11 protein-coding genes are annotated in these 20,101 nt (G+C 65.0%); 3 read left to right on the forward strand and 8 right to left on the reverse strand.

The genetic code is table 11. The features are described 5' to 3' along the window. Positions 1-204: 204 nt before the first annotated feature. From FHT77_RS28110 to FHT77_RS28145, 8 genes are read right to left on the reverse strand one after another with little or no spacing between them, the layout of a single operon-like run. A complete protein-coding gene (locus FHT77_RS28110; RefSeq protein ID WP_183758530.1) occupies positions 205-1,482 on the reverse strand; it encodes a hypothetical protein in 1,278 nt (425 codons plus the stop codon). After that, complete coding sequence (locus FHT77_RS28115; RefSeq protein ID WP_183758532.1) at positions 1,479-5,162, reverse strand: hypothetical protein; 3,684 nt, start codon at positions 5,160-5,162, stop codon at positions 1,479-1,481. Before FHT77_RS28115 ends, FHT77_RS28110 begins: the two co-directional genes overlap by 4 nt. Beyond that, a complete protein-coding gene (locus tag FHT77_RS28120) occupies positions 5,155-6,354 on the reverse strand; it encodes a hypothetical protein (protein WP_183758534.1) in 1,200 nt (399 codons plus the stop codon). The genes FHT77_RS28115 and FHT77_RS28120 overlap by 8 nt, the downstream gene beginning before the upstream one ends. Before the next feature lie 44 nt (positions 6,355-6,398). Further along, complete coding sequence (locus tag FHT77_RS28125) at positions 6,399-7,880, reverse strand: hypothetical protein (protein ID WP_183758536.1); 1,482 nt, start codon at positions 7,878-7,880, stop codon at positions 6,399-6,401. A 13-nt stretch (positions 7,881-7,893) separates the two neighbouring features. After that, on the reverse strand, positions 7,894-8,853 hold the full coding sequence (locus FHT77_RS28130; RefSeq protein WP_183758538.1) for a hypothetical protein: 960 nt from the start codon (positions 8,851-8,853) through the stop codon (positions 7,894-7,896). A gap of 31 nt (positions 8,854-8,884) precedes the next feature. Further along, positions 8,885-12,409, reverse strand: a complete 3,525-nt coding sequence (locus FHT77_RS28135; protein ID WP_183758540.1) for a hypothetical protein — start codon at positions 12,407-12,409, stop codon at positions 8,885-8,887. Further along, positions 12,406-13,746 carry an AAA family ATPase gene (locus FHT77_RS28140; protein ID WP_183758542.1) on the reverse strand — a complete coding sequence of 447 codons (1,341 nt, stop codon included), beginning with the start codon at positions 13,744-13,746 and terminating at the stop codon, positions 12,406-12,408. Before FHT77_RS28140 ends, FHT77_RS28135 begins: the two co-directional genes overlap by 4 nt. Further along, positions 13,743-15,539 (reverse strand): hypothetical protein, encoded by a 1,797-nt coding sequence (locus FHT77_RS28145; RefSeq protein WP_183758544.1) that lies wholly within the window; start codon positions 15,537-15,539, stop codon positions 13,743-13,745. The genes FHT77_RS28140 and FHT77_RS28145 overlap by 4 nt, the downstream gene beginning before the upstream one ends. A 734-nt stretch (positions 15,540-16,273) precedes the next feature. Between FHT77_RS28145 and FHT77_RS28150 the strand changes: the two genes are divergently transcribed. From FHT77_RS28150 to FHT77_RS28160, 3 genes are all read left to right on the forward strand, one after another. Continuing rightward, positions 16,274-18,715 carry a hypothetical protein gene (locus FHT77_RS28150; protein ID WP_183758546.1) on the forward strand — a complete coding sequence of 814 codons (2,442 nt, stop codon included), beginning with the start codon at positions 16,274-16,276 and terminating at the stop codon, positions 18,713-18,715. Between the two features lie 423 nt (positions 18,716-19,138). Continuing rightward, positions 19,139-19,387, forward strand: a complete 249-nt coding sequence (locus FHT77_RS28155; protein ID WP_183758548.1) for a CopG family ribbon-helix-helix protein — start codon at positions 19,139-19,141, stop codon at positions 19,385-19,387. Continuing rightward, complete coding sequence (locus tag FHT77_RS28160) at positions 19,384-19,674, forward strand: type II toxin-antitoxin system RelE/ParE family toxin (protein ID WP_183758550.1); 291 nt, start codon at positions 19,384-19,386, stop codon at positions 19,672-19,674. Before FHT77_RS28155 ends, FHT77_RS28160 begins: the two co-directional genes overlap by 4 nt. Positions 19,675-20,101 lie beyond the last annotated feature (427 nt).

Raw genomic sequence — 20,101 nt, forward strand, 5'->3', positions numbered from 1 at the left:
CATCAATCGCTCGAGGCGGCGTTTGTATTCCAGAACCCGTGGAAGCACAGTGGACGCAAGGAGGCGTGAAAACCTGAGTAACTAATCGAAGCGAAACCGAGCTTGCGCCGTCCGCTCCCCGTCCCGGGGCGTGTGCAACCGCGGTGGCACTCAGTGGCCAAAGGACGGGCCTTGGCCCGGAAGTGAAGGGAACAAATCGCCTAATTAAGGCCTGTCGCGCCGCCGCTTAGCGCTATCTGCCGCTGCGGCCGCGCTGTCGGCGGCCTGGGCCGCTGCCGCCGCGCTGTTGGCGGCCTCGGCCGCCAAACGCGTCGCTTCGGCCTTGGCGGCATTCGCAGCGGCTGCGTCTTTGGCTACCGCGTCGGTGGCGGCAGCGGCCTCGGCCGCCAAACGCGTCGCTTCGGCCCTGGCGGCATTCGCAGCGGCCGCGTCTTTGGCTACGGCGATAGTGGCGGCAGCGGCCTCGGCCGCCAAACGATTTGCTTCGATCCTGGCCGTGTTCGCAGCCTCAGCAGCCGTCTTGGTATCGTTTCGCACGCCCCTCAGAAGCGCCGTTTCCTTCCCGATCCAAGCGACGAGTAGCAGCGCCACCGCGGCAGTCGCGGCGGGGGAGAGCCACCAGGGCGCGGTGGAGGGGTGCCGCGCCCGGACGGGAGAGGGCATTTCGGAGGTTGGTGGGAAAGTATCTGTCGGCCGGGGCATCATTCCCTCCTGCGCAACCGGTTTCGTCGCAGCGGTTGAAGTGTCCTGGCGCGGGGGGGGCGCGGACGGGGCTGGTGACGGCGAGGGCGGCGCCGACTTGCGGACTGAGGACCAAACCTCCCATGCGTCCGCCTGCTCGTGCTGCATCGAAGGGCCGGCGCTCGGCAGCGCGAGCGTCACGTTCAGCGCCTCGGCCGCGGCTTCCGGAAGTGCACGCGCCGCGGCCAGCAGCGCCGCCGGCGGCGGCTGGCCGGCTTGGTCCGTCAAGCGTGTCAGTACCGAACGTTGAAAGGGCAGATCCCGCAGCGACAGCGAGAAAAAGGTGGCTCGGCGCTGCCGAGGCACCCCGGCTAGGAATAGCGCCCGAGCGAGCGCGATGGCGAGCGTGTCAGTCGGCGCCTGCCAGAGCACCGTGTTGAGTGGAGGAGTTCTCGCAATCGGCGCGGTTGCGACAGCCAACGCATCGCCCCAAGCCACCGCTGCGCGTAGCGCAGCGTCTGCGGCGGGCAGTTCGGCTACCACGACGAACGGATCGAACCCGCGCGCTTCGTAGGCGGCTGTGGCGATCAGTTGGCCGGCGAAGCGGCGGTCCTTGTAGACGACGACGACATAGTCGCCATTGCGCGCGATATGCCCGATTGTGGTGCGCCCGGCGGGGAAATTGTCAGAGACGAGCACGGTCTTGCAGAGGGGCAGGAGGCTGGCCTCGACCTCGGGATTGGCCTGCAGTTCCCAACCAGTGCCTGCCGGGCCAGGCTTATAGAAAAAGGCGCCAGTCACAATACAGTCCTTCCGTCGAAGTAGCCCCTCATCGCTGTTAGGTACCTCTGCTCGATCTCGTCGAGATTAGCGCCGGCCCGCACGATCCCGCCATCGACAACACCGAGGCCGTCGTGCAGGCTGGCAACGGCTAGTGCGCTCTCCTCGAGACCGAGCGCCAGGAAACGGCGGTAGCGCTCGACCAGGATGTCGGTCCTGATTGTCTCCTCGACTGCGTTGACGGCCGCGCGCATGTCGGCGATCTTACCGCCCAGATCTCGCATCTCTGCCGCCAGCTCCGTTCGCTCGTGCCGCGCATCGCCGGCGGTGTGGCGAAGGAGCGAAATGCCTACGTCCAGGCGAATCACGGCACGATCTAGCGACTTGGGGGCCGCGTGCCTCGGTTCGGGGAGGACGTGGCTGCCAAAACCGCTCAGATTGCTGCGCAAGGCGGCGAGTTCGGCGTTGATCGGTTGAATCAAGGGCTCCGTGTTGCGTACCGCGCGAAACCATTTGCGGGGCCAGCGCTCCAACTGCTTCCGGACACTCTCTTGGATTTTGATCAGCCTCGGCGCTCCTCCCTCCGTCGCATCGATCGCGTCACTGCGTGCCTTGGCCGAACCCCGCCGCACCAGCGCCTCGAAGGCCGGCGCGTCGAAACCGAGCTCGCGCACAGCCGGCAGCATCGCCTCGATCTTCGTGAGTTGGCGCACGCGCGCGGCGATCCCGGGCGTCTCTGCAAGAGACCCGCGGACGGCGAGGCTCGCCTCGAGCGCCGCGATCAGCCCCTCGACCCTACGTCTCGTTGCCATTTGGGCTAGGACGCCGACCTTCACGGCATCGCTCTCGTAGCGCTGCATCGCTAGCTTCGGGAATTTCGGGTAATACTCCGCCAGCAGACGCAGCAGCGGCGCCAGTGTGTCGCGCCAGTCCGGCGGGCTCTTGGGGTCCGGCCCCCCCGCGCGGTCGATCAGCAGCGCCTTCACCCCGAGCAGAGCCTCACCTTGGAGCAGCGCGACGCTGTTGTTCTGCCAGTGGTCCTTGCGCCAAGGCTCGTTCTTCCAGAAGCAGTCATCGAGCAGGGCCCCATGGATACGATGGAAAAGGCGCGGATTGCCGTCCGGCCCGCCCGGAAGCGCCGTCTCGAAGCTCGCTTCCGGTCGGATCGCCGCCTTCTGCTGCTCCACTATCTGTCTGAGAAGCCGAAAGCCAGCATCCTGCTGTTCCGCTTTGATGTTCTGCAGGAGGTCTCCTGCCTGCACGAGGGGCTCAGGCAGTTCGTTGGACGCAACCAGCGCTGGGAGGCTTCGCGCGTCGTCCTGCCCGGCGACCATGACCTGCATCTCGTCGAGCCAGTCTCGCCCCTTGTTAACGATGTTGCCATGGCGCTGCCGGTCGATCAGGGTCTCGATCTTTGCCTCGGGGTCAATGCCGAGCAGCGTGATCAGGTGGCCGATGATCATATCGACGGCAGTCTTTAGCCGGCGCTCTTCATCCTGCGCGGCCTTGCCCGCGCCATCGACCGCGTCCCTTAAGCCCGTGATCGCGTTCTCGCGGTGCCTGCCCAGCCAGGTCGCGAAGTCTTCAGCCGCCTTTGGCAGGTCCCCGTTCTCGAGCATCGTTGAGAGTGTCCGTGCGCATTCGCTAGCCTTAGCGACTACATCGTCATAGGCTTTGAGGATTGTCTCGTCCTCGAGGCGGAGATCATTGCGGGCGAGGAGGGACTTCACCACTTCGAGATCGTTCTCGGTCTGGTTCACAAATGCGCACCGCTGGACCGCGAGCGCCTTACGCCGCCGCTCGTGCGCCCAGCCCCAGATTTCGCTCCAGAAAGCGCGGATCCCCGTGATGGCGAGGCCTGGCCAACCGTTCGGCGCAGCCGAGCAGGTGAAGTTCAGCACGACATTGGTGGCGCCTTTCGAGATGAGCATTTCCAACAGCGCCCCCTCGCTGTGGAGGAGACTGTCGACCGCGACGCCTAACGTAGGGCTCGCGCTCAGTACCTCAGCCTCTAGCGCCTCGCGCATCAGGAGTGCCCGGATTGAGCGATCGCTGTCCACCGCCGCCAGTTTGGCTCGGCGCATTAGGACGCCGAGATCGAGCGCCTCCTTGCAGAGTACGCCGAGAAGCGCGGCGTCAGTCTCCTGCTGCTCAGCGGTGGCGCCCAGCAGCGACGCGCGGAGGTTCATGATGAATCGATCGGCCTTATTGGCGATCAGGTGCACTGGTGGCACTGGGCCTGCGGCAGAGCCGCACGACCGCTGGTCATGGGCATTGAGTGCGAGCGTCACGAGACGCTCGACGGCGACTAGATCCCTGCTGCCGAGCGGCGCGACCGTTTCGAGCATCAACGCTAGCGCCGCCGGCGGACGGAAGGTGAAGAGGTCGCGCATGGCGTAGTCCATGACCGCGTTGTCGTGCGGCAAAAGGTCCTCGCCTTTCATGTCGACGATCTCGAAGGCCTGGAAACTGTGGACACCGGTGGCGGCTATTAGCTCAGGGCGCTCGGTGTTCGAGGGGGTACCCTTTCGCCAGCGCTCGCGCTGGATGGTGATTCGCTTGCCTGCCGCGGCGTCCTTCATCCAGGCATGCTGGATTACCGGCAGGCGGTCGTCCTCGCCGCCTGGGCCGGCGCGGCGCAAATGCTCGGAGGCGAAGAGGAATGAGGTTTTGCCGACGTTGGTGCCGCCGACGAGGGCGATACGCTCGACGACGTCTTGCGGCGCCGGTGCATCGGGGGCGGGCAAGGCCCCGCGCGCGTCGCCCCAGCCGAGGCCAAGCTCCCCCTCGAGCAGCGCCTTGAGTGCCGCGTCGCCCACCGCCCAGAAACGGAACAGCCGCTCGAGGGTGCGCCGCGCCCCGTCTGGCCAAGCCTCCCCCGGTGCCTCGGCCTCCGGCAGGGGCGCCGCGATCAGGTCGTCCAGCGCCGCACTGAAAGTACGTCCCCGTCCAGCGCTGCCCCCTAGGCCCCGTCCGGCGTGGTGGAAGAGCGCGCAGCACCCGGCGGCGATCGCCGTCTCGGCCCCGGCATTTTCGCTACCGGGCCGCGCCAGCGCCTCGCCGCCGGGTGCACCCACTGCCGACGCCTCGAACGCGCGCACCTGGTTGAGCAGGCCAAGCCGCCAGCGCGCCGGCATCCCTAGCGCCTCATCGCCGCGTCGCGGTGCGAAGACTGTCGCGATAAGGCGCGAGAAGGCGACGAGGGGCGCTAGGTGGTCCTCGTCGAGCAGACTGGTCGCATTGTTATCCGCGCCCGGGTCCGCCGTTGCGGCTTGCAACAGCATCTGCCAGAGCCCAAGCCATTTTCCCTCGCACTCGCTCGACGCGTGCTCCGGCGGGCTCTCATCCGGCAACCAGCGCAACTCGGGCCAGACGCCGAGGACTAGGTCCGCCTCGAATAGCCGGAAGTCGAGTTCCGGCCGGCAGCGTTCCAGATCAACCGCCTTGCGGCGGAGCGAGGCCCAGACAGTTAAAACCTCGCCGCTCGTCACGTGTTCGTGTCGTCGTGCAAGGATTCCCCAAGCCTCGAAGATCGATGCCCAAGAGCCTGCCGCCGTCGCCGCTTCCGCGACCGCGACCACCTGCTGCTCGAGCGCGCTCACCCCCCGCGCCGGCTCGTCCAGACTACGGCACAGGTCGTCCAGCTCGGGCGTCCAGTACGCCGGTCTCGCGTGGTAATCTGCCAACTGCGCATCATTCATGACCATATTTCCCGTCGCCCACCGTCTCACGCAATTCGGCCTCGACCTCCGCCGGCAGCTCGAGATCGAGATACTGTGCCTTGTCGGGAAGGCTCAGCATTCCCGCAAAGCCCCCGGGAACGGTCGCGAGCACGAGGGTGCTGAATGAGGCTTCGTCGACGCGCACGCGCACCGTCGGCGCCACCCGGTCGCGTAGCAGCAGGCGCAACTCGACGCGCTTGGCGCCCGCGACGTCGAACCGGTCTAGTCTGCCGCCGATACCGTTGGCCTGCGGGTAACCGGGCAACCGGTGTCGCTTAACGCTCGTGCCGCGCAGCCAAACCATGAGCGGGCCGTGCTGGGCAAAGGGCGCGGCCAGCGCCGCATCCCAAGCGGCCAGCGCCTCGGGAAGGGATGCGGCTCCCGGCGCAGCGTCGATCGCCTTTGCTAGCTCCGCCACTGCCTCCAGCGCCCCGTTATCCGCCGCTGATGACGCGCCCCTCACGAGCGCGACGACGCCACTGAGGGCGCGGGCGACATCGCGATTGTAGAATGCGGACGAGGTCTCCAGAGGCTGTGCCGCAGCGAGGCGGAGCGCCGCCGCGACGGTCTGCCATTCGTAACGCTGATTGGCCCCTGCCGCGGCCGCCGCAGCCAGCATCGCGTCACCGAGCGCGGCGGCGGCGGCCGCGCTCTCGGGCGCGGCACCGATCTCAAGCGCCGGCACCAGCCAACGCAGCCCCCCGGCCTTCCCCCGCCGCGGCGAGCAGATCTCGGCCAGCACCGTCGCCCCGGTCGCCGTGGCGGCGTCGCGATCGGCGAAGCAGACGAGCGATGGCTCAACGGGGGCGGGCCGGTTCGGCGCGTTGGCATGAGCCGGTAGCGTGTAGATGAGGCCGAGCACCCCAATACCACCGTCAGGCAGGGGTGCCGAGGCCGTGTCCAGAGTTACATAAACACCTTCGGGCAACACGACCGAAAGATCCTTAACGTGGACCTTCCCGCCGCTCAGTGTTGGCACATTCACCGCCCCTGTGGCAGCGGACCCCATGCCTCCATTCGCCGGCAGTGCCAGCCCCCAACCGAGCCGGCCGATGCCCGCCGCCGCAGTTGCCACCGTGCCTAGCGCCAGTGCGCGTAGATGAGCCGAATTGAGCGGGCTGCCGTCCGCAGGGACGGGCCAGGCCGTCTGCCATTTCCGAAGCTCGCTCATGCTGTCGCCCTCCTGCTGATGATGTCCGCGGCGCCGTGGGGTCCTTATTCAACGTCCAGATTGCCCTGCACTGTGGTGTTGGTAGTAATCGTCACTAGGTCTTCCTTGATCACCACCCGCTTGGCCAGATTAACGCCCACGGCCTTAATACTGACCTGCCCGCCTTGCTCGAGCGTTAGCATGGTATCAGGCTCCGCATCCGGAGCATGTGCACCAAGGGCGACACAGGCGCCTTGCATCGCCATGTCCACCGCCTCGCTGCCGGAGAGCGCCGCGCGCGAGAGGCGCGGCGCGCCCAGGATCACTGGAAGTAGACCGTCGGCAACCGAGACGAGGACAAGGTCACCAGCCTGCCAGCGCACCTGAAGCCCGGCGCCTCCAGGGCGCTCGTAGGCGTTAGCGGCCATCACGGCGCGCAGGGAGGTGCCGTCGGGCGTCGCCCAGTCTGCCAGTGCCTTGAGTGCCGGCTCCTCGAACGCGTCGCCCGGCGCAGGCTCGACCGCCATCAACCGCCGGCCCGCCCCCGCCTCGACAGGGTCGACCAGCCTCCCGAGCAGCAGCGCCGAGACTTGTGGCAGTGTTCGCGCCGGGCGCGCCACCGCGGGGTCTGGAACCAGGTCGAGCACGATCTCGATGTTGACATCGCCTCTCTCCTGGGGACTGTCGTCCAGCGCGTCGCCGATGAAGCGCAGAGCCATCCGCCGCATGAAGTGCGTCTCTTTGCCGAAGACCACCGTCATTGGCTCCCGCGGAAGGCGGTGCTTATCGGTCAGCTTGATAGTCCCCGCCGTGTCTCCCTGCTTCGAGGTCTTCAGCAGTTCCGCATAAATCGCGCGGCCCGTGGCCACCCGAAGCGAGAGGCGCAGGCGGCAGCCGCCCGCCGTGTCGCTTAAGCCCTCGAGTGCCCATGGCTCGGCTAGCGTCACCTGCCGGCCCATCTCGGTCTCAGGAAAGGCAGTGAGTCGCCAGTGCTTGTCGCCTATGGCTCGGCTAGCACCTACGTATTTCGCGGCCCGCGCCGAGAGGAGCGCCAGCACCCGATCTCGCCGCCGCCGCGCGCTCTCGCCCGTGCGGGCAAGGAACACCACGCCGTCCGGTAACGCGGCGTCCAACATGGTCATATCGAGCCGGTCGGTCGAAGGCGAAACTTCGAATCGCCCCGCCGCACCGATGAAGTCCTCGGCTGCTTGCTCGCTTTGCCGCTGCACGACCTCAAGACTGGCGAGTTGGTCAACCGCGATCGACTCGGCGAAAAGCTCCTTACTCTCGGCGCGGAGCAGGTAGCCAAGCCCGTGGTGGTCGCGCTCGGCGCTCTCGTGCAGGCTGCCGCTGCTATGAGCGAGCGCAGCCAGCCGGCCATGCGGCTCGTCTGGATCAACGCTCGAGTGCAGTGCTACGCCGCGCACCAGCGCTGCCTTGAACGCAGCGCCACGGGGCACGACGCGATAGTCGAGACGCGCCGTCTCGCCATCCTCGACGACCATCTCGATCCAGAGCGGGTCGCCGATATCCAGCGTCTCAGTCATGCTCCGCCCCGCCTTAGTAAAGGAGCGCGGCGTCCGTCGTGCCGCGTGGCTCGAGGCCCCAGAACGAAAGGCCCTCAAAATCCGGCCCGTTGATGGCATAAGAATTCGGGTTCTTCCGGGTGCCGTCCGGTGTGTCCAACACGCGCTGCGTCATGTCGACGAAGATCCCGCTGCCTTCATGTGCGGCGTCGCGAACGACGCTGGCTGACTGATCGTTGAAGCGTCGCGAAAAGGCGGCGAGTTCGGCGGCGGGTAGTTCCTTGAACACGCCGTTGAAGACGTAGGCTGCGCCGAGTGCGCTTGCCATCTGCCGGCTTGCGTCCGGATCATTGCCGGCAATGCTGCTGATCGTGCCGCGCGAGACGTCCGACACAGTGACCGTAGCCAGCATTTGGTTCAACGCTTGGCCTAAAAGCCAAGCCACCAAACTGCCCGAGCCTCTCATGTTCGCTATACCGATTAGGTCCATCGCCGTCAGGTCATGCGTCTGGCCATAGCTGATTTGTGCCGCGAGATAGCTGAGGTTTAAGCGATTTGGACCCGGCCCCTCGGTATCGGCATGGCCGTACCAGCGCACACGCTCCTCGGCGTGAACGCGTCCCGGGTTCGGCTCGTCATTGATGCTGGCAGGCGTGAAGCCGATAGAGGAGTCGTTGGAGCCTTGGAAGATCCAGGTCGTGAGCGCCAGGTCCCGCGACTGCGAGGACGAGACAGCAGTGGCTTTGAACCCACTCGCGTTCAGGATTGCGCCCTCGACCTCGTCGGCGATGGTGATGTCGCCGGTGGTCGCCAGACCTTGGGTTACCGAGGGGTAGCTGTCGTCGTCATGGCCGGTCAGTGCGACCGTAACCGCCAACCGCGCCGAGCGGGGATTGCGCTGAAGTAGGCTGTTCCGGAAGCTGAACGGCTGGACGTAGTAATAGCCGGCGATTTCGATAGGCGAACCGTCGTGGTGCGAGAAATAGTAAGGCATCGTTCCTCCCTTATACTGGCCGAGCGAGAACTCAGAGGCGGGTGAAGATTGTGTTCGGCGCGATACTCGTACCGGGCGCTGGTGGGGGTGCGAAGGCGATCCACTCCTTGGGATCCCCCGAGGCTTCGGGCCGATTTTTGCGGCTCTCCCAGCCATTGTTGGACTGCATAAAGACCATCGTTCCCAAATCCTTGCCGTCCAGATGACCTGCGAGCGGGCTGAGCGCAGCGAGCGTCGCGTCGACCGCTTGAACGAGCAACGGCGCCTTTGCCGTCGGCCCAAAGTCGCGGGGATTGGCGAGTGTACGGCCGCGTTTTTCGAGAGGCCCGAACTGGCGTTGATGAGCCAGCGCCGTCAACACCCGGGCGGTGATGATCGGCCCATGTACGGCCGGGGCCTCAAGCATTTTGCCTAGCGCCTTTAGGACCGTGTTGGCCGACCCGATCTCAAACGGCATGCCGCCTCCCCGGGTATGACTGCCCCAGGTCTCGCGGAAAGGCCCGAGCGCCTCGACTCCGTTGCCGGTCACCAGCGCCACAAGCGCAGGTAGGCCCGGCACGTCAAAGCCCACCACCGGCAGCGTGGCACTCTGCACGCCCCGCCCGATCAAGACCGGCACACCGAAGACGCCCGGGTGGGGCTGCGTGCGCAGCCACGACGAGCCTTCCATCGCGCGCAGGGGTTCCTCTCCCGACGCGCCGTCAGCTAGGCCGAGAGGCCCCGTAAGGATGTCGAGATTCCTGACGCCGCCCGGCGGGAATGCCTGCGCCGAGACAAAGACGGTCCCAGGCGGGGAGTCGTCGATCGCGTTTTTGCGACCGTTAAAGAGCGGTCCGCCGGTGGGATAGGCGCCCGTCTCGTCGGCCACTGCATAGTCGCTCGCGATGGTGTTCACTACCGTGACCTGGCAGTTGCCGGCGGCCTTGAGGAGCCGCAGAAGCGCCTTTACCTCCTCAACGTCGCGGTAGAAGCCCGCAAGCCTGGATAGCTTGGCGGTCTGCGTGCGCACCTCGGAAATGAAGCTCGAGATCTGCAGTTGCGCGACCTCCCGAAATTTCTTGGCGATTTGCTTGTCGTCCAGTCCGTCGGTATCGAAGATCGCCGGACAGATCTGCCAGAGTGGCACCTTGCGGATGTCGGTCGTCGCCGGGTCAGGGGTAGCGGCTGGGTCGTTCGGGTCCGCGTCTTTCTGTTTCCAGTCCTTTAGTAAACCGCGAACGCCCCGGCCGTGCTCCCGGCCGGTCTGGCGCATCAGATGGAGCGCGATCATCGCGTTGAAGGACGTGTCGGGCTTGCCGATCGGCGAGTTGGCAGATGGCGCAGCGAGGAAGAATTCACCGAGCGTCACGAAGCGGCTGCCGGCCGCAAGTTGCTTGCCGACGGCGTCGTTCTCGTCGTCGACACGCCGATCGGCGCCGATCTCGCCCTTGGCCCACATGACCCGGGCGCGCGCATCCACCAGCGCCTCGGCCCAGCGGCGCACGCCAGCGGCTTTGCCGCGACTGCCCTCGTTCAGTTTCGTCTGGGCGTCTTGGAAGAGGCCGTGGCGCTCCTCGGCGGTCAGCGGCAGCGAGACCGGGACCGGAGAGCGGCGCGGCCTTTCCGCCGCCGCGTCTCCCTCCGTTGCGGCCACGACGGGCAACTCGCCGTCCTCACTGTCTTTGGCATCGACAGAGTCGCCGCCATCACCATCGCCGCCATCCGCCGCGCCCCCACCTACACTGGCAGCCGCCGTAGCGCCCATCTCATCGGCCTCTGCTGCATCCGCTGGCTTGACCTGGATCTCATCGCCTTCGGCGAAGATAAGGCGCCCGATCTCGACAATCACTTTCGCCTCACGAGCATCCTCTGCCGGAAGATCCGGATCGTCGACGGCGGCGAGGCTCCCTGCCACTTTAAGGCCCGCAGGTGTCGAGAGCAACTGTTCGTAGGCGTCGCGTAACGCGTTGCCCGCCTCGTCGATCTTGCCACCCTCCGCGTTCCTGAAGCCGTTGATCAGCACCGCTTTGGCCGCGCCCTCGGCAGGGCCGAGCGCCAGCACCAGTGCCTCGGCTACGGTAGCGGGCTGGGCGCCTTCGCCGGCCGCCGACAGCACCTTGTCGAGTATCGCTAAGGCTTTTGCGCCCTCCTCATTGCCCGCCACGGCGCTGACCTCCTCGCCGAGGGTCGCGAAAACCGGCCCCATTGCGGCCCGCAGTTTCTCGACCGCCTGGTCGCCTGCCTGGACATCAAAGCAGCGCTCCACCAGTCGCTCGGCCTTGTGGAATGCCTCAACAAGTTTGCGGTTGCTGCGGTCGACTGCGTCGCGCCCGGGGAACAGTTTCATCGAAAGCGCCACTAGCTCATCACGCATCAGCCCGATCAGTTCCTCGCGCTCGAACGCGGCCAGCGGACGGCGAGCGCTGAGATAGGCCTCGAGCGCCGTCTCGGCGATCTCACGGGCCATAACGTCTTGGGGCTTGCTGCTGGGATTGTCCAAAAGCGCCTTCAGCGCCTCGGCATGGCCCGCCGCAGCCTCGCGTTTGACGCGCTGCGGGATCTTACTCGGCCGGGCCTCGTCGTTGTCCTTGTAGATCGCCTGGAAGATCGCACTTGCCAGTTTTGCGCCCGCTTTGTCCTTTGAAAAGCTCTCGAGATACCACTGGTTGACGAAGGCCATCAGCGGCTCGCACTGAGCGAGATCTGCCACGCGGTCGTGCGCCACGCGGAATAGCCCGTAGACTTCGCGCAAGCTGCCTGAGTGATGCTCCGGGATCGGGTGGGTGCTACGCACCGCCTGGTACTCGGCTCCGTGGCCGCTGCGTTCCTCGAGCACCGCGAAATGCTGGAGCGCCGCCAGCGGTTCTTTGGGCGCGGCGGGAGTCAGCAGCCATTCGCGATAGGCGGCAGTCTCGGTGGCGAAGGCTTCGGCCAGCCGCTCCTTGTCCTGGCCCGTCACCGACGGCGCCCTATCGGCCAGCGCCTTGCGCGCTCCCTCCAGCAGCGCTGCGTGTAATGCTCCGCCTTCGTGCCGACGCGCATTGGCGCGGAGGTAATCGAGCAGCGCTAGGTTGAAGGTAGGATGGTAGAGGATCTCGCGCAGCATAGAGGCGCTGACGATCTCGGGCGGTAGGCCCCGGGCGTCCCATGCGTAGTATAGGCCCTCGGTCAGTTGGACGCCGAAGGCGGGGTGGTCGTAGGCTCGCAGGTCATCGGCCGCATCGAGCAGAGTGGCCAGCAAGGCGGCGCCGATCGCCGCCTCCTGCCCGCTGTCGGTATCCCCCAGGTAGCGCGCAAGGACCCCATCGCCGTCGGGCAGCACATCCAGCTTCTTTTGATCGACCGTCATGCCAGCGGAAATTCGGCCCATCAGTTCAGCCGGGGAGGTCACGTCGTAGCTGTAGAAACCTATGTTGCCGTTTTTCCGCAGCAAGACTCTCTCGGACTTCAGGCTGAACTTCAGCCTATCGAGCACCTCGGTGGCGGAGCCCCGCAACACCTTGGGCTGTTCCAGATTGAACGCGCCGAGGATCGCCACGTGGCGGTTCGTGCGCTGCACCATCTCGTCGAGCTTCATCTTCCCTCTCTCCCTTTTCCCCTCTCCGACCCTAGGCCGGCTATCGCACCAGGTGGTGGCGGCACGTCGTCCGGCGAAAAACTGTCCCAATCTGCTTCCGGCGGCTGCTCATCCGGATGCGCTTTCGCAAGCCGCCGCGCCTGGCGGCGGAAGAGCACGCCCACGAGGTTGCGGACGTCGCGCGCGTTGCCAAAGCGCTCCCCCGCACCCGCACGCCGTGCTGCTAGCCAGGCTGCCACTCGGTTCTCAAGTGCGGACGAGGGTGCGGCTATGCCGTGGCGGGCGATCAGTCGCCTGAATATCTCCAGCAACTCGTCATCGGAGTAGTCCTCGAAATGGAGCTCGTCGTTGAACCGACTGGCCAGCCCCGGATTGCTGTTCAAGAACTCCTCCATCTTGGCCGGGTACCCGGCGACGATCACTACAAGGCAGTTGCGCCTCTCCTCCATCTCCGTCAGCAGCGTGTCGATGGCGCGCGGTCCGAAATCCTGCGCCCCGCCGCCAGTCAGGCTGTATGCTTCATCGATGAAGAGCACGCCGTCCTGAGCCTTTTTGATCCAGCCCTTGGTCAGTTCCTCGGTCTTGCCGATCACCGCACCGACGAGGTCCGAGCGCTGAACCGAGACAACATGGCCGCTTTTGAGCAACCCGTACTCAGTGTAGATCGCGCCCAGGATGCGCGCGACGGTCGTTTTTCCCGTGCCAGGATTGCCTCTGAAGATCTGGTGCATTGAGAGCTCAAGGGGCTCGACACCCGGCAGTCGGCGGCGCATTCGCAGCCGCTGCAGATAGAGGAGATCGCGCAGTTCGTTGACCTGCTCTTTGACAGCACCGAGACCGACGAGCGCATCGAGTTGCGCGCGCCAATCGATGGGCTGTGGCCTCTCCTCGGGCACCGACGGCCAGGCCTTCTGCGCCAGAAACATCTCTGGCGTCACTCTGAAGCGGGTTAACAATTCCTGCCAAGGCCCCACCGACCAATCCTCGGTCCCGCTCTCGGAGCTAGAGCGCCACGCGAGGATCAACTCGTGCCCCGCCGCCTGGGCGTTCTCGCCGTAGCGCGCGACCAGACTCTCGCGCGAGGCAGCGAGGTCGTCATCCGTCAGCCCGCTGCCAAGGGCAACGCCATGATATTGCGTAAAGATTTCGACCTCAATCGCCTTCATGAGCTGCGGTACGCGTGGATCCTTTCCGTAGGCCGAATACTCCTTCGCTCGGTCGAGGCAGAGATGGAGGACCGCCGCCCAGCAGAGCGCGTCCGGATGCTGCTCCCGAAACGCCTTCGCGCTCGATTGCAGCAGGCTCGCCGCCGCTGTCGGTCCGCCCCTGCCGCTCATGATTGCCCGCTCCGGTGCATGTTCCAGACTAAATTGTGGATCCGCGTACGTGCGGGTAGTATAGGCGTGCGCGCGCCTCCGCCGCCGCCGAGGATCATCTCGCCCAGCTGCGCGTCGCCGAGGCCGACTTCGGTCGCCACGTACCAGGTCGGTCGCCAAGAGGGCGCCGCTTGTACGAAGGCCGCCACGTACAGCCGCGCGGCCCAGTGCACCTCGTGCACGCTCCAGGGCGGCTCGGAACTGCCCGCAGCGAACGCCTCGCCGAGACCGTTGAGCCACCAATAGCCGGGCGCGTGCATGCTCTCGGTCAGCGAGATGGAGTAGCGTTCGGCTTGCTCCTGCCACAACTCACGCTGCGCCGGGCCAAGCGCATCGGGAGGGCCGGGGAAACGCAGCAGGATTGCCGAACTCGGCAGGGCGACTGCGCCCGCTAAGCCTTCGATCAGCGCCACGCGCCCTCCCGTCTGCCCAGCACCGGGAGCCAACGCTTCGCGCAGCACCGCGGCAGCTTCGGCCGCTATCACGGCGCCGGGGGAGGTGTCCACGCGTGGATGGTCGAGCGCGCGCGCCAGTGCCGAGAGCGATGCGGGCAAGCGTAGGTCCTCGGCTATGGCCGTTAGCCCCGTCGGGCCCTCGAGGTTCGGCGCGCCTCCCCCCGACTGGCTCCCGCCGACATCCAACTGCGTACCCTGCGGCACCGGCTTGATCGGCTCGGGCGCAGTCATGCCGGCCTGCGCGATCTTGACACCTAGTCGCGCGCAGCAGGTCGCGCGCAGCCAGTCCGCGACCGTGCCCCGCGCTTCTGACCCGGCCCCGTCGCAGTCCGGCGGCAGCCAAACCGTCGGCCGCGCGCTGGGCCCGGAGGCCACGTCCAGCAGGAAGGTGCCGCTCGCTATGTCCAGCAACAGGAAGGCCAGCGCCTGCTCGGGCGACGTGTCTGGTCCGAAGATGAGGCGGGGCAGTGGCGCCCCGGCAATGCCCACCTCGTTGGCCCGCCGGCGCAACTCCTCGTGCAACCATAGTCGCGCGGCCAGCGCCCCGTCGGCCGCGTCCGCTTGCTTCCTAGCGAGGGCGACCTGTACGTCGAGGAGCGCGGTGCGATCGCCAATCAGTGCTGCCACGTCTGGGTGCGCTTTAACCCCGCCGGCATCCGGCGAGAACTGCAGCACTATCGGGTTCCACCAGCCGGCAAAGGCTCCGCCGGTCGTCTCGGCATCGTCCGATAGCTGGCTGCCCTCTGCGTCCTCGTCCTCGACATCGCCTATAGCGACGATGATTTCGTCACGCCCGATTGCAGCCTCGGCATCGAAGCGGAAGAAACTTCCGCTATGCAGCGCGTCGAGTTGCCGCCAAAACGGATCGCTCGCATCGACTGGCTGCAACAGCGCTTGGACCTGCTTCGACACGTCCGCCACGGGCAGGCAGCGCCGCCAGCGGCCACGCGGATCCCCGGCGGCCGCGGCATTTTCGTCGCGCAGAGTGAAACCGTCAAGCACTCGCAGCGCCGGGTCGCATAGCCAGAGCGTGCCGCGGCTGTAGTGCAATTCGCGTCGAATCTCGCGCCTGTCCACCTGCGAACGCGTGCCACCGCTCGCGATCACCGGCACGAGACGGAGCCCTACGTCCGTATGGTGCAGCCGCAGCCCCGCCGTCCGAGTTGGGCTCTCTGGCAGCCGCCCCCCATCCTCTGCGGTAAGTGCGACGAGCCGGTGCCAGCCGCTTTTTGGCCAGTCACGGCCCAAGGCTTCGACGGTCGGCCGCATCACCAAGGTCACCGTGGCGCTTATGCTCACTTGCGTCCCTCTCCGCTATGGTGCTATCTCCGCCTCACGCCTCACGCCTCACGCCTCACGCCTCACGCCTCACGCCTCACGCCTCACGCCTCAGCCGGCCGCAGCTAGAGCAGCCTCATGCGGATGCGTGAGTAATCAGTCGGCCTGAAGCAGACACCCGCGGACGTAGTCTGTTCAGATCCAAACGTGTAGTGGTCGAAGTTCCCCGAGATGCTTTCAAATATACGTTCATGCAGACAGCGGACGCTAAACGCAATTATTGTAGTCTATTTTACTAGAATAGAGCACAATTAGTCCGACGTTTCAATTAATCGTTGCGATATGGTTCTCCCGGCTTGCACGCTAGCCCCTTAGATGGGAACGACATAGATGCTCGTGAATCAGGAAGTCGACCCCGGCCGTGACGCGCCGCCTCCTAGGCTCGCGCCACGCGCATGTGCGGCTGGAGAGCCTTGGCACGCTCGTAGACAGCCTAGAGGCCCGAGCCAGCGCCAGACCGCTGCTAGACTAAGTCCTTATTCTCAAGCACGTCCAGGATGGGCATGTGGCGCGCGCCCGTCCGCTGCATGGTTTCGCTCATGTCGCGCAGCACCTCGCCGCATCGCACCGCCGGGGGTAAGTCCGAGCAGGGGCCAGCTAGGCCGCTGTCTCAGAAACGCCGGCAAGGCGACAGACAGGGGGACAGGAGAGGTGCGTTTCACTATTTAGACGACAACAGAGCGGAGTGACCTTCCATGGCGATCACCATTGTCGGCTCGAAGGCGGTGCTAGAGGGTTACGAGCACAAGCTCGACCCGAAGTCCGTCGGCCAAGGGGACGGCAAATTCACGGCTATCGAGCATCTTGGCTCCCTATCCGGCGTGGGTTCGGCCGTGGTGCTACATCCGCTCGCCTTCCAAATGGTGGGATGCACCAATGGCGGCGCGGCGACGGGCGCCGGCTCCGGAACGGTGTCGCTAGACGGAGACCATAAGGCCCGCTGCGGCAGCCGTGAGGTCCTGCTCGAGCGCGACACGGGCATCTGCAGCGGCATGCTGCTCGACCAGAGCGGAGCCGTTTTCCATTGCACGTGCACCTTCAGATTCACGAAGGCCCAGCCCCAATTTGGAGTGGACGGCCTAGCCGGCGGCGGCGCCATGCCCGCCCCCGATGGGGCCGTGGGCCAGGTCGCCAACGCCCCGGCCGCAGGCGGCCTAAGCGATGCCGGCCCTTCGGCGGCGCCCTCCGAGCGCCGGATCGTCGCCCGCCATGCTGACGGTTCGCCCATGGACGGGGCGCGCATCGTCATCGTCTTTGAAGACGGCGTCACTGCTAGCATGACCGCCGATGCGGCCGGCGAGGCCGTCCTCCCCCTGGACCGCGCAGTCGCCTCCGTCGAGGTGCGCGAGGGGCCTGGTGGCGGCTGGGAACCCTTCCTGACAACCCATCCCAACCCCGTATATAAGGCCGATGGCGGGCCATTTGACATCGACGCGATCCTCGAGAAAACAACCGGGCGGCACAGGAGCGAGATCAAGACCCTCGCCGATCTGCAAAGCACCACCAGCCTCGGTAGTGTGCTAGCCGCGAACATTGTCGTCGGCTGGATGGCCGGCGCTCTCGCGGGTGAGTTCAACGAGGACCGCACCGGTTGGCAGATCTTCTTCGACGCGGGCCTCGCCATGGTTCCAGTCCTCGACCAAGTGCTCGACCTGCGCGACGTGATCGCGGTCTCGGTGCGCCTTTCCGACCCCGAGGAGACAAAGGAGGTCTTGAACTGGGTCGCGCTCGTGATCAGCCTGATCGGCCTCGTGCCGACTGTCGGCAGCGCGGTCGCTGGGGCGGCGCGTATCCTGCTGAATCAAATGCGGAATTTGGCGGGCAAGCGCGGTCAACTTGTAAGCAGGCTGGCCGATTTTGTACGTAACCTCGGCAAAGGCGACCCAATCGCGTTCTTGCGCAAGGAGTTCGAGTCCGTCACGCTTAAGCACCGAGCGGTCGAACTGTTCAAGGCGGTCTCCGAGCATCTCACTCAGGCGATCGACGTCATTGTCCCTTTTGTCTCGGGTCAGACCCATCAACTCCTCACCAGCCTGAAAAAGTTCCTCAAGCTCGAGCGACCCACGCGCGAGTTTCTGGAGCAAGCCGCCGGCTGGTTGTCCGAACGGATGCGCAAGGCCATAGACGAGGCCGCCGACGAGAGCGAGTCGTTGATCGACCGCAAGATGCTCGAAAGCCGGTCGCGCCTCGACGCCGCCGAGCCATCGTACGATGAGTTCGCCAACATGCCACAGGACGCCGCGATGGTGGTCGCCGGGGCCAGTCCGCTCACGATCACAAAGGAAAGCGCCGCCAGCTACTACGAAACGACCGACGTCATCTGGATCAAGGCTCGCGGCAGGGGCCCCCTGAGCGACGAGTTGATCCCGCGCCTGCGCCACCTATCCAGCATGTGGGACTACGCCAAATGGCGCATGGTCGTTAGCGACCTGCTTGAGACCCAGTTGGCGAAGCATGGTGGCAAGCGGCTGCCATTCAAGCACCTAAAGAGCAATCCGACGAAACAATACGAGATATTCAATTTCGACTGTGGCCTAATCGTGGGCCGTTACGAGGACCTCAACGAGTTGACGCGCGTTTTCGGCGAGGTGGCCAAGCGCCCCGGTCCTGAGCGGGCAAAGTACCTTGCCACCAAGTCACCCGAGTTCCGCAAGATCCTGGACGACAAGTTCCTTGGAGAAATCCTGCAGCGGCACAGCGACTTCGATAAGCATCATATCGTCGAGTTCGCCGATCTAGCCTACGCGCAACTAGTCCACCCCGCATCATTCTTCAAGTTCGACGCGATCGACAAATCCGCCTACGAGCGCGTCAAGAGAATCTACGATACGATGCCCTGCGTGGTAATCCCCCGCGAGATGCATCTCTCGGCAAAGGGCCTCAAGCGCAAGAACTCTACCACGGGGTGGAACTCGCTCAGTGACATGTTCAAGGCACGGCGGGAGATGAGGATCAAGGAGGGCGACAAGGTCTTCAAGATCCGTGGCGGAGAGCCGCCGCATAATCTCAAGCTGCGTTATGAAGAGATCTACGAGTCGAAAGACATCGTTGACCATGATTTCGTCGATGAGGAGGCCGCGCTGCTGATCGACATCGCCAAGGGGATCATCGACGCGGCCGCGCGACAGTTCAACTGAGTCTGTACGACTTAGACCGTCCTTCGTACGGCGATGGTCGAGATCAGATGGTGGTGTCGCATCGAGGTTTCCATCGTGATTGTTACTGGCAAGTGCTTGATCTCTTTCCGGTTTCGACGCGTAGGGCCTATGCGGCGCCTGCCCATCATCGGCATCATCTTCCGCACCGCAGCCCGAGAACCTGATCACTCACCTCGCTCGCCACCGTGATATCCACACGCAGTTGGTTGAATATAGAAGTCTCTGTGTGCTCAGGCCCCCGCAACCAAATTTCACTCAACGACAACGATGTATTGCCGCCGGTCAATCTGGAGGGTGGCATCGCGTATTCCTAACAATCGCCCGAAAACACGTGTGGCGAGAACCTTGACGAACCATCATGGTGCACCAATAATAAAAGTGAACCAAGGAAAGACAGGTGCCATGACCGCTGCATTTACCGTGCGGGTTTCGGATGAAACCGCGAGCAAGCTTAATCAGATTGCGGAAAAGCTGGATCGCTCCCGCGCCTATATGGCTGCCGAGGCCATCGAGGCTTTCGTTGAGCAGCAGGAGTGGCAGCTTGCCGAGATCGAAGCCGGGTTGGATGAGGCCGATCGCGGCGAATTCGCCAGCGGCGAAGACGTGGCGAGGGTTATTGGGAAGTACGTCAAGTCTGACCGCCAATCATGAGCCGAAAACGCATTCGCTGGACGCTTCGGGCGTTGCGGCGGCTTGATGAAATCGGCGCTCATATCGAGCAAGACAATCCGGATGCGGCAGCGCGCGTGATTGCCAGAATTGTGACGGCCGTGGATATGCTCGCCGACTTACCCGCCGGTGGGCGACCCGGCCGTATCAAGGGCACCCGCGAAGTGGTGTTGGCCGATATTCCCTACATCATCCCCTACCGCGTCAGTCGAGATATTGAGATCATCACCGTCATGCACGCCCATCAGCGGTGGCCACAGACGTTATGACATGCCGCGTACGTCAGCCTGAGTCTTTGACAAATCCCCTTGGGGAAAAGGGGAGGATGCCGGTCGGCACCGGGCGAAATAGGGGCCTACCTCGATTCATCGTCCTGCTGGCTATAGCAAGCTTTACGGCAACCAGATCATCAAAGCTGCCTGCATGGCGCATGTGCTCCGCAAGACTGCAACCGAGACACCGGGCCACATTGCCTACATCGCTGCTATCCTGTGCTTTTTATTTGCCGCCTACGGGTGGCAATGACGCCTACTGCGGGTACGCTCTTGCTAAAATGACATCGGCGCCAGTGCATCGACTTGACAAGTCTCGGTGCGATCAGGCCCCGCAACCACGCTACAGTATCCAAAAATAGCCGAAACTACGATCCAGCACGGCACAAGCGCTCCATGCCCCGCCATTCCCTTATCGAACGCA

Source organism: Rhizobium sp. BK181, from assembly GCF_014193305.1.
Classification (GTDB): Bacteria; Pseudomonadota; Alphaproteobacteria; order Rhizobiales; family Rhizobiaceae; genus Rhizobium.

Excerpts from the sequence above, each read along its gene's own strand:
- FHT77_RS28140 (WP_183758542.1), bottom strand. The coding sequence starts at position 13,746 with ATGAGCGGCAGGGGCGGACCGACAGCGGCGGCGAGCCTGCTGCAATCG.
- FHT77_RS28150 (WP_183758546.1), top strand. The coding sequence starts at position 16,274 with ATGGCGATCACCATTGTCGGCTCGAAGGCGGTGCTAGAGGGTTACGAG.
- FHT77_RS28130 (WP_183758538.1), bottom strand. The coding sequence starts at position 8,853 with ATGCCTTACTATTTCTCGCACCACGACGGTTCGCCTATCGAAATCGCC.
- FHT77_RS28155 (WP_183758548.1), top strand. The coding sequence starts at position 19,139 with ATGACCGCTGCATTTACCGTGCGGGTTTCGGATGAAACCGCGAGCAAG.
- FHT77_RS28160 (WP_183758550.1), top strand. The coding sequence starts at position 19,384 with ATGAGCCGAAAACGCATTCGCTGGACGCTTCGGGCGTTGCGGCGGCTT.
- FHT77_RS28125 (WP_183758536.1), bottom strand. The coding sequence starts at position 7,880 with ATGACTGAGACGCTGGATATCGGCGACCCGCTCTGGATCGAGATGGTC.
- FHT77_RS28115 (WP_183758532.1), bottom strand. The coding sequence starts at position 5,162 with ATGAATGATGCGCAGTTGGCAGATTACCACGCGAGACCGGCGTACTGG.
- FHT77_RS28120 (WP_183758534.1), bottom strand. The coding sequence starts at position 6,354 with ATGAGCGAGCTTCGGAAATGGCAGACGGCCTGGCCCGTCCCTGCGGAC.
- FHT77_RS28135 (WP_183758540.1), bottom strand. The coding sequence starts at position 12,409 with ATGAAGCTCGACGAGATGGTGCAGCGCACGAACCGCCACGTGGCGATC.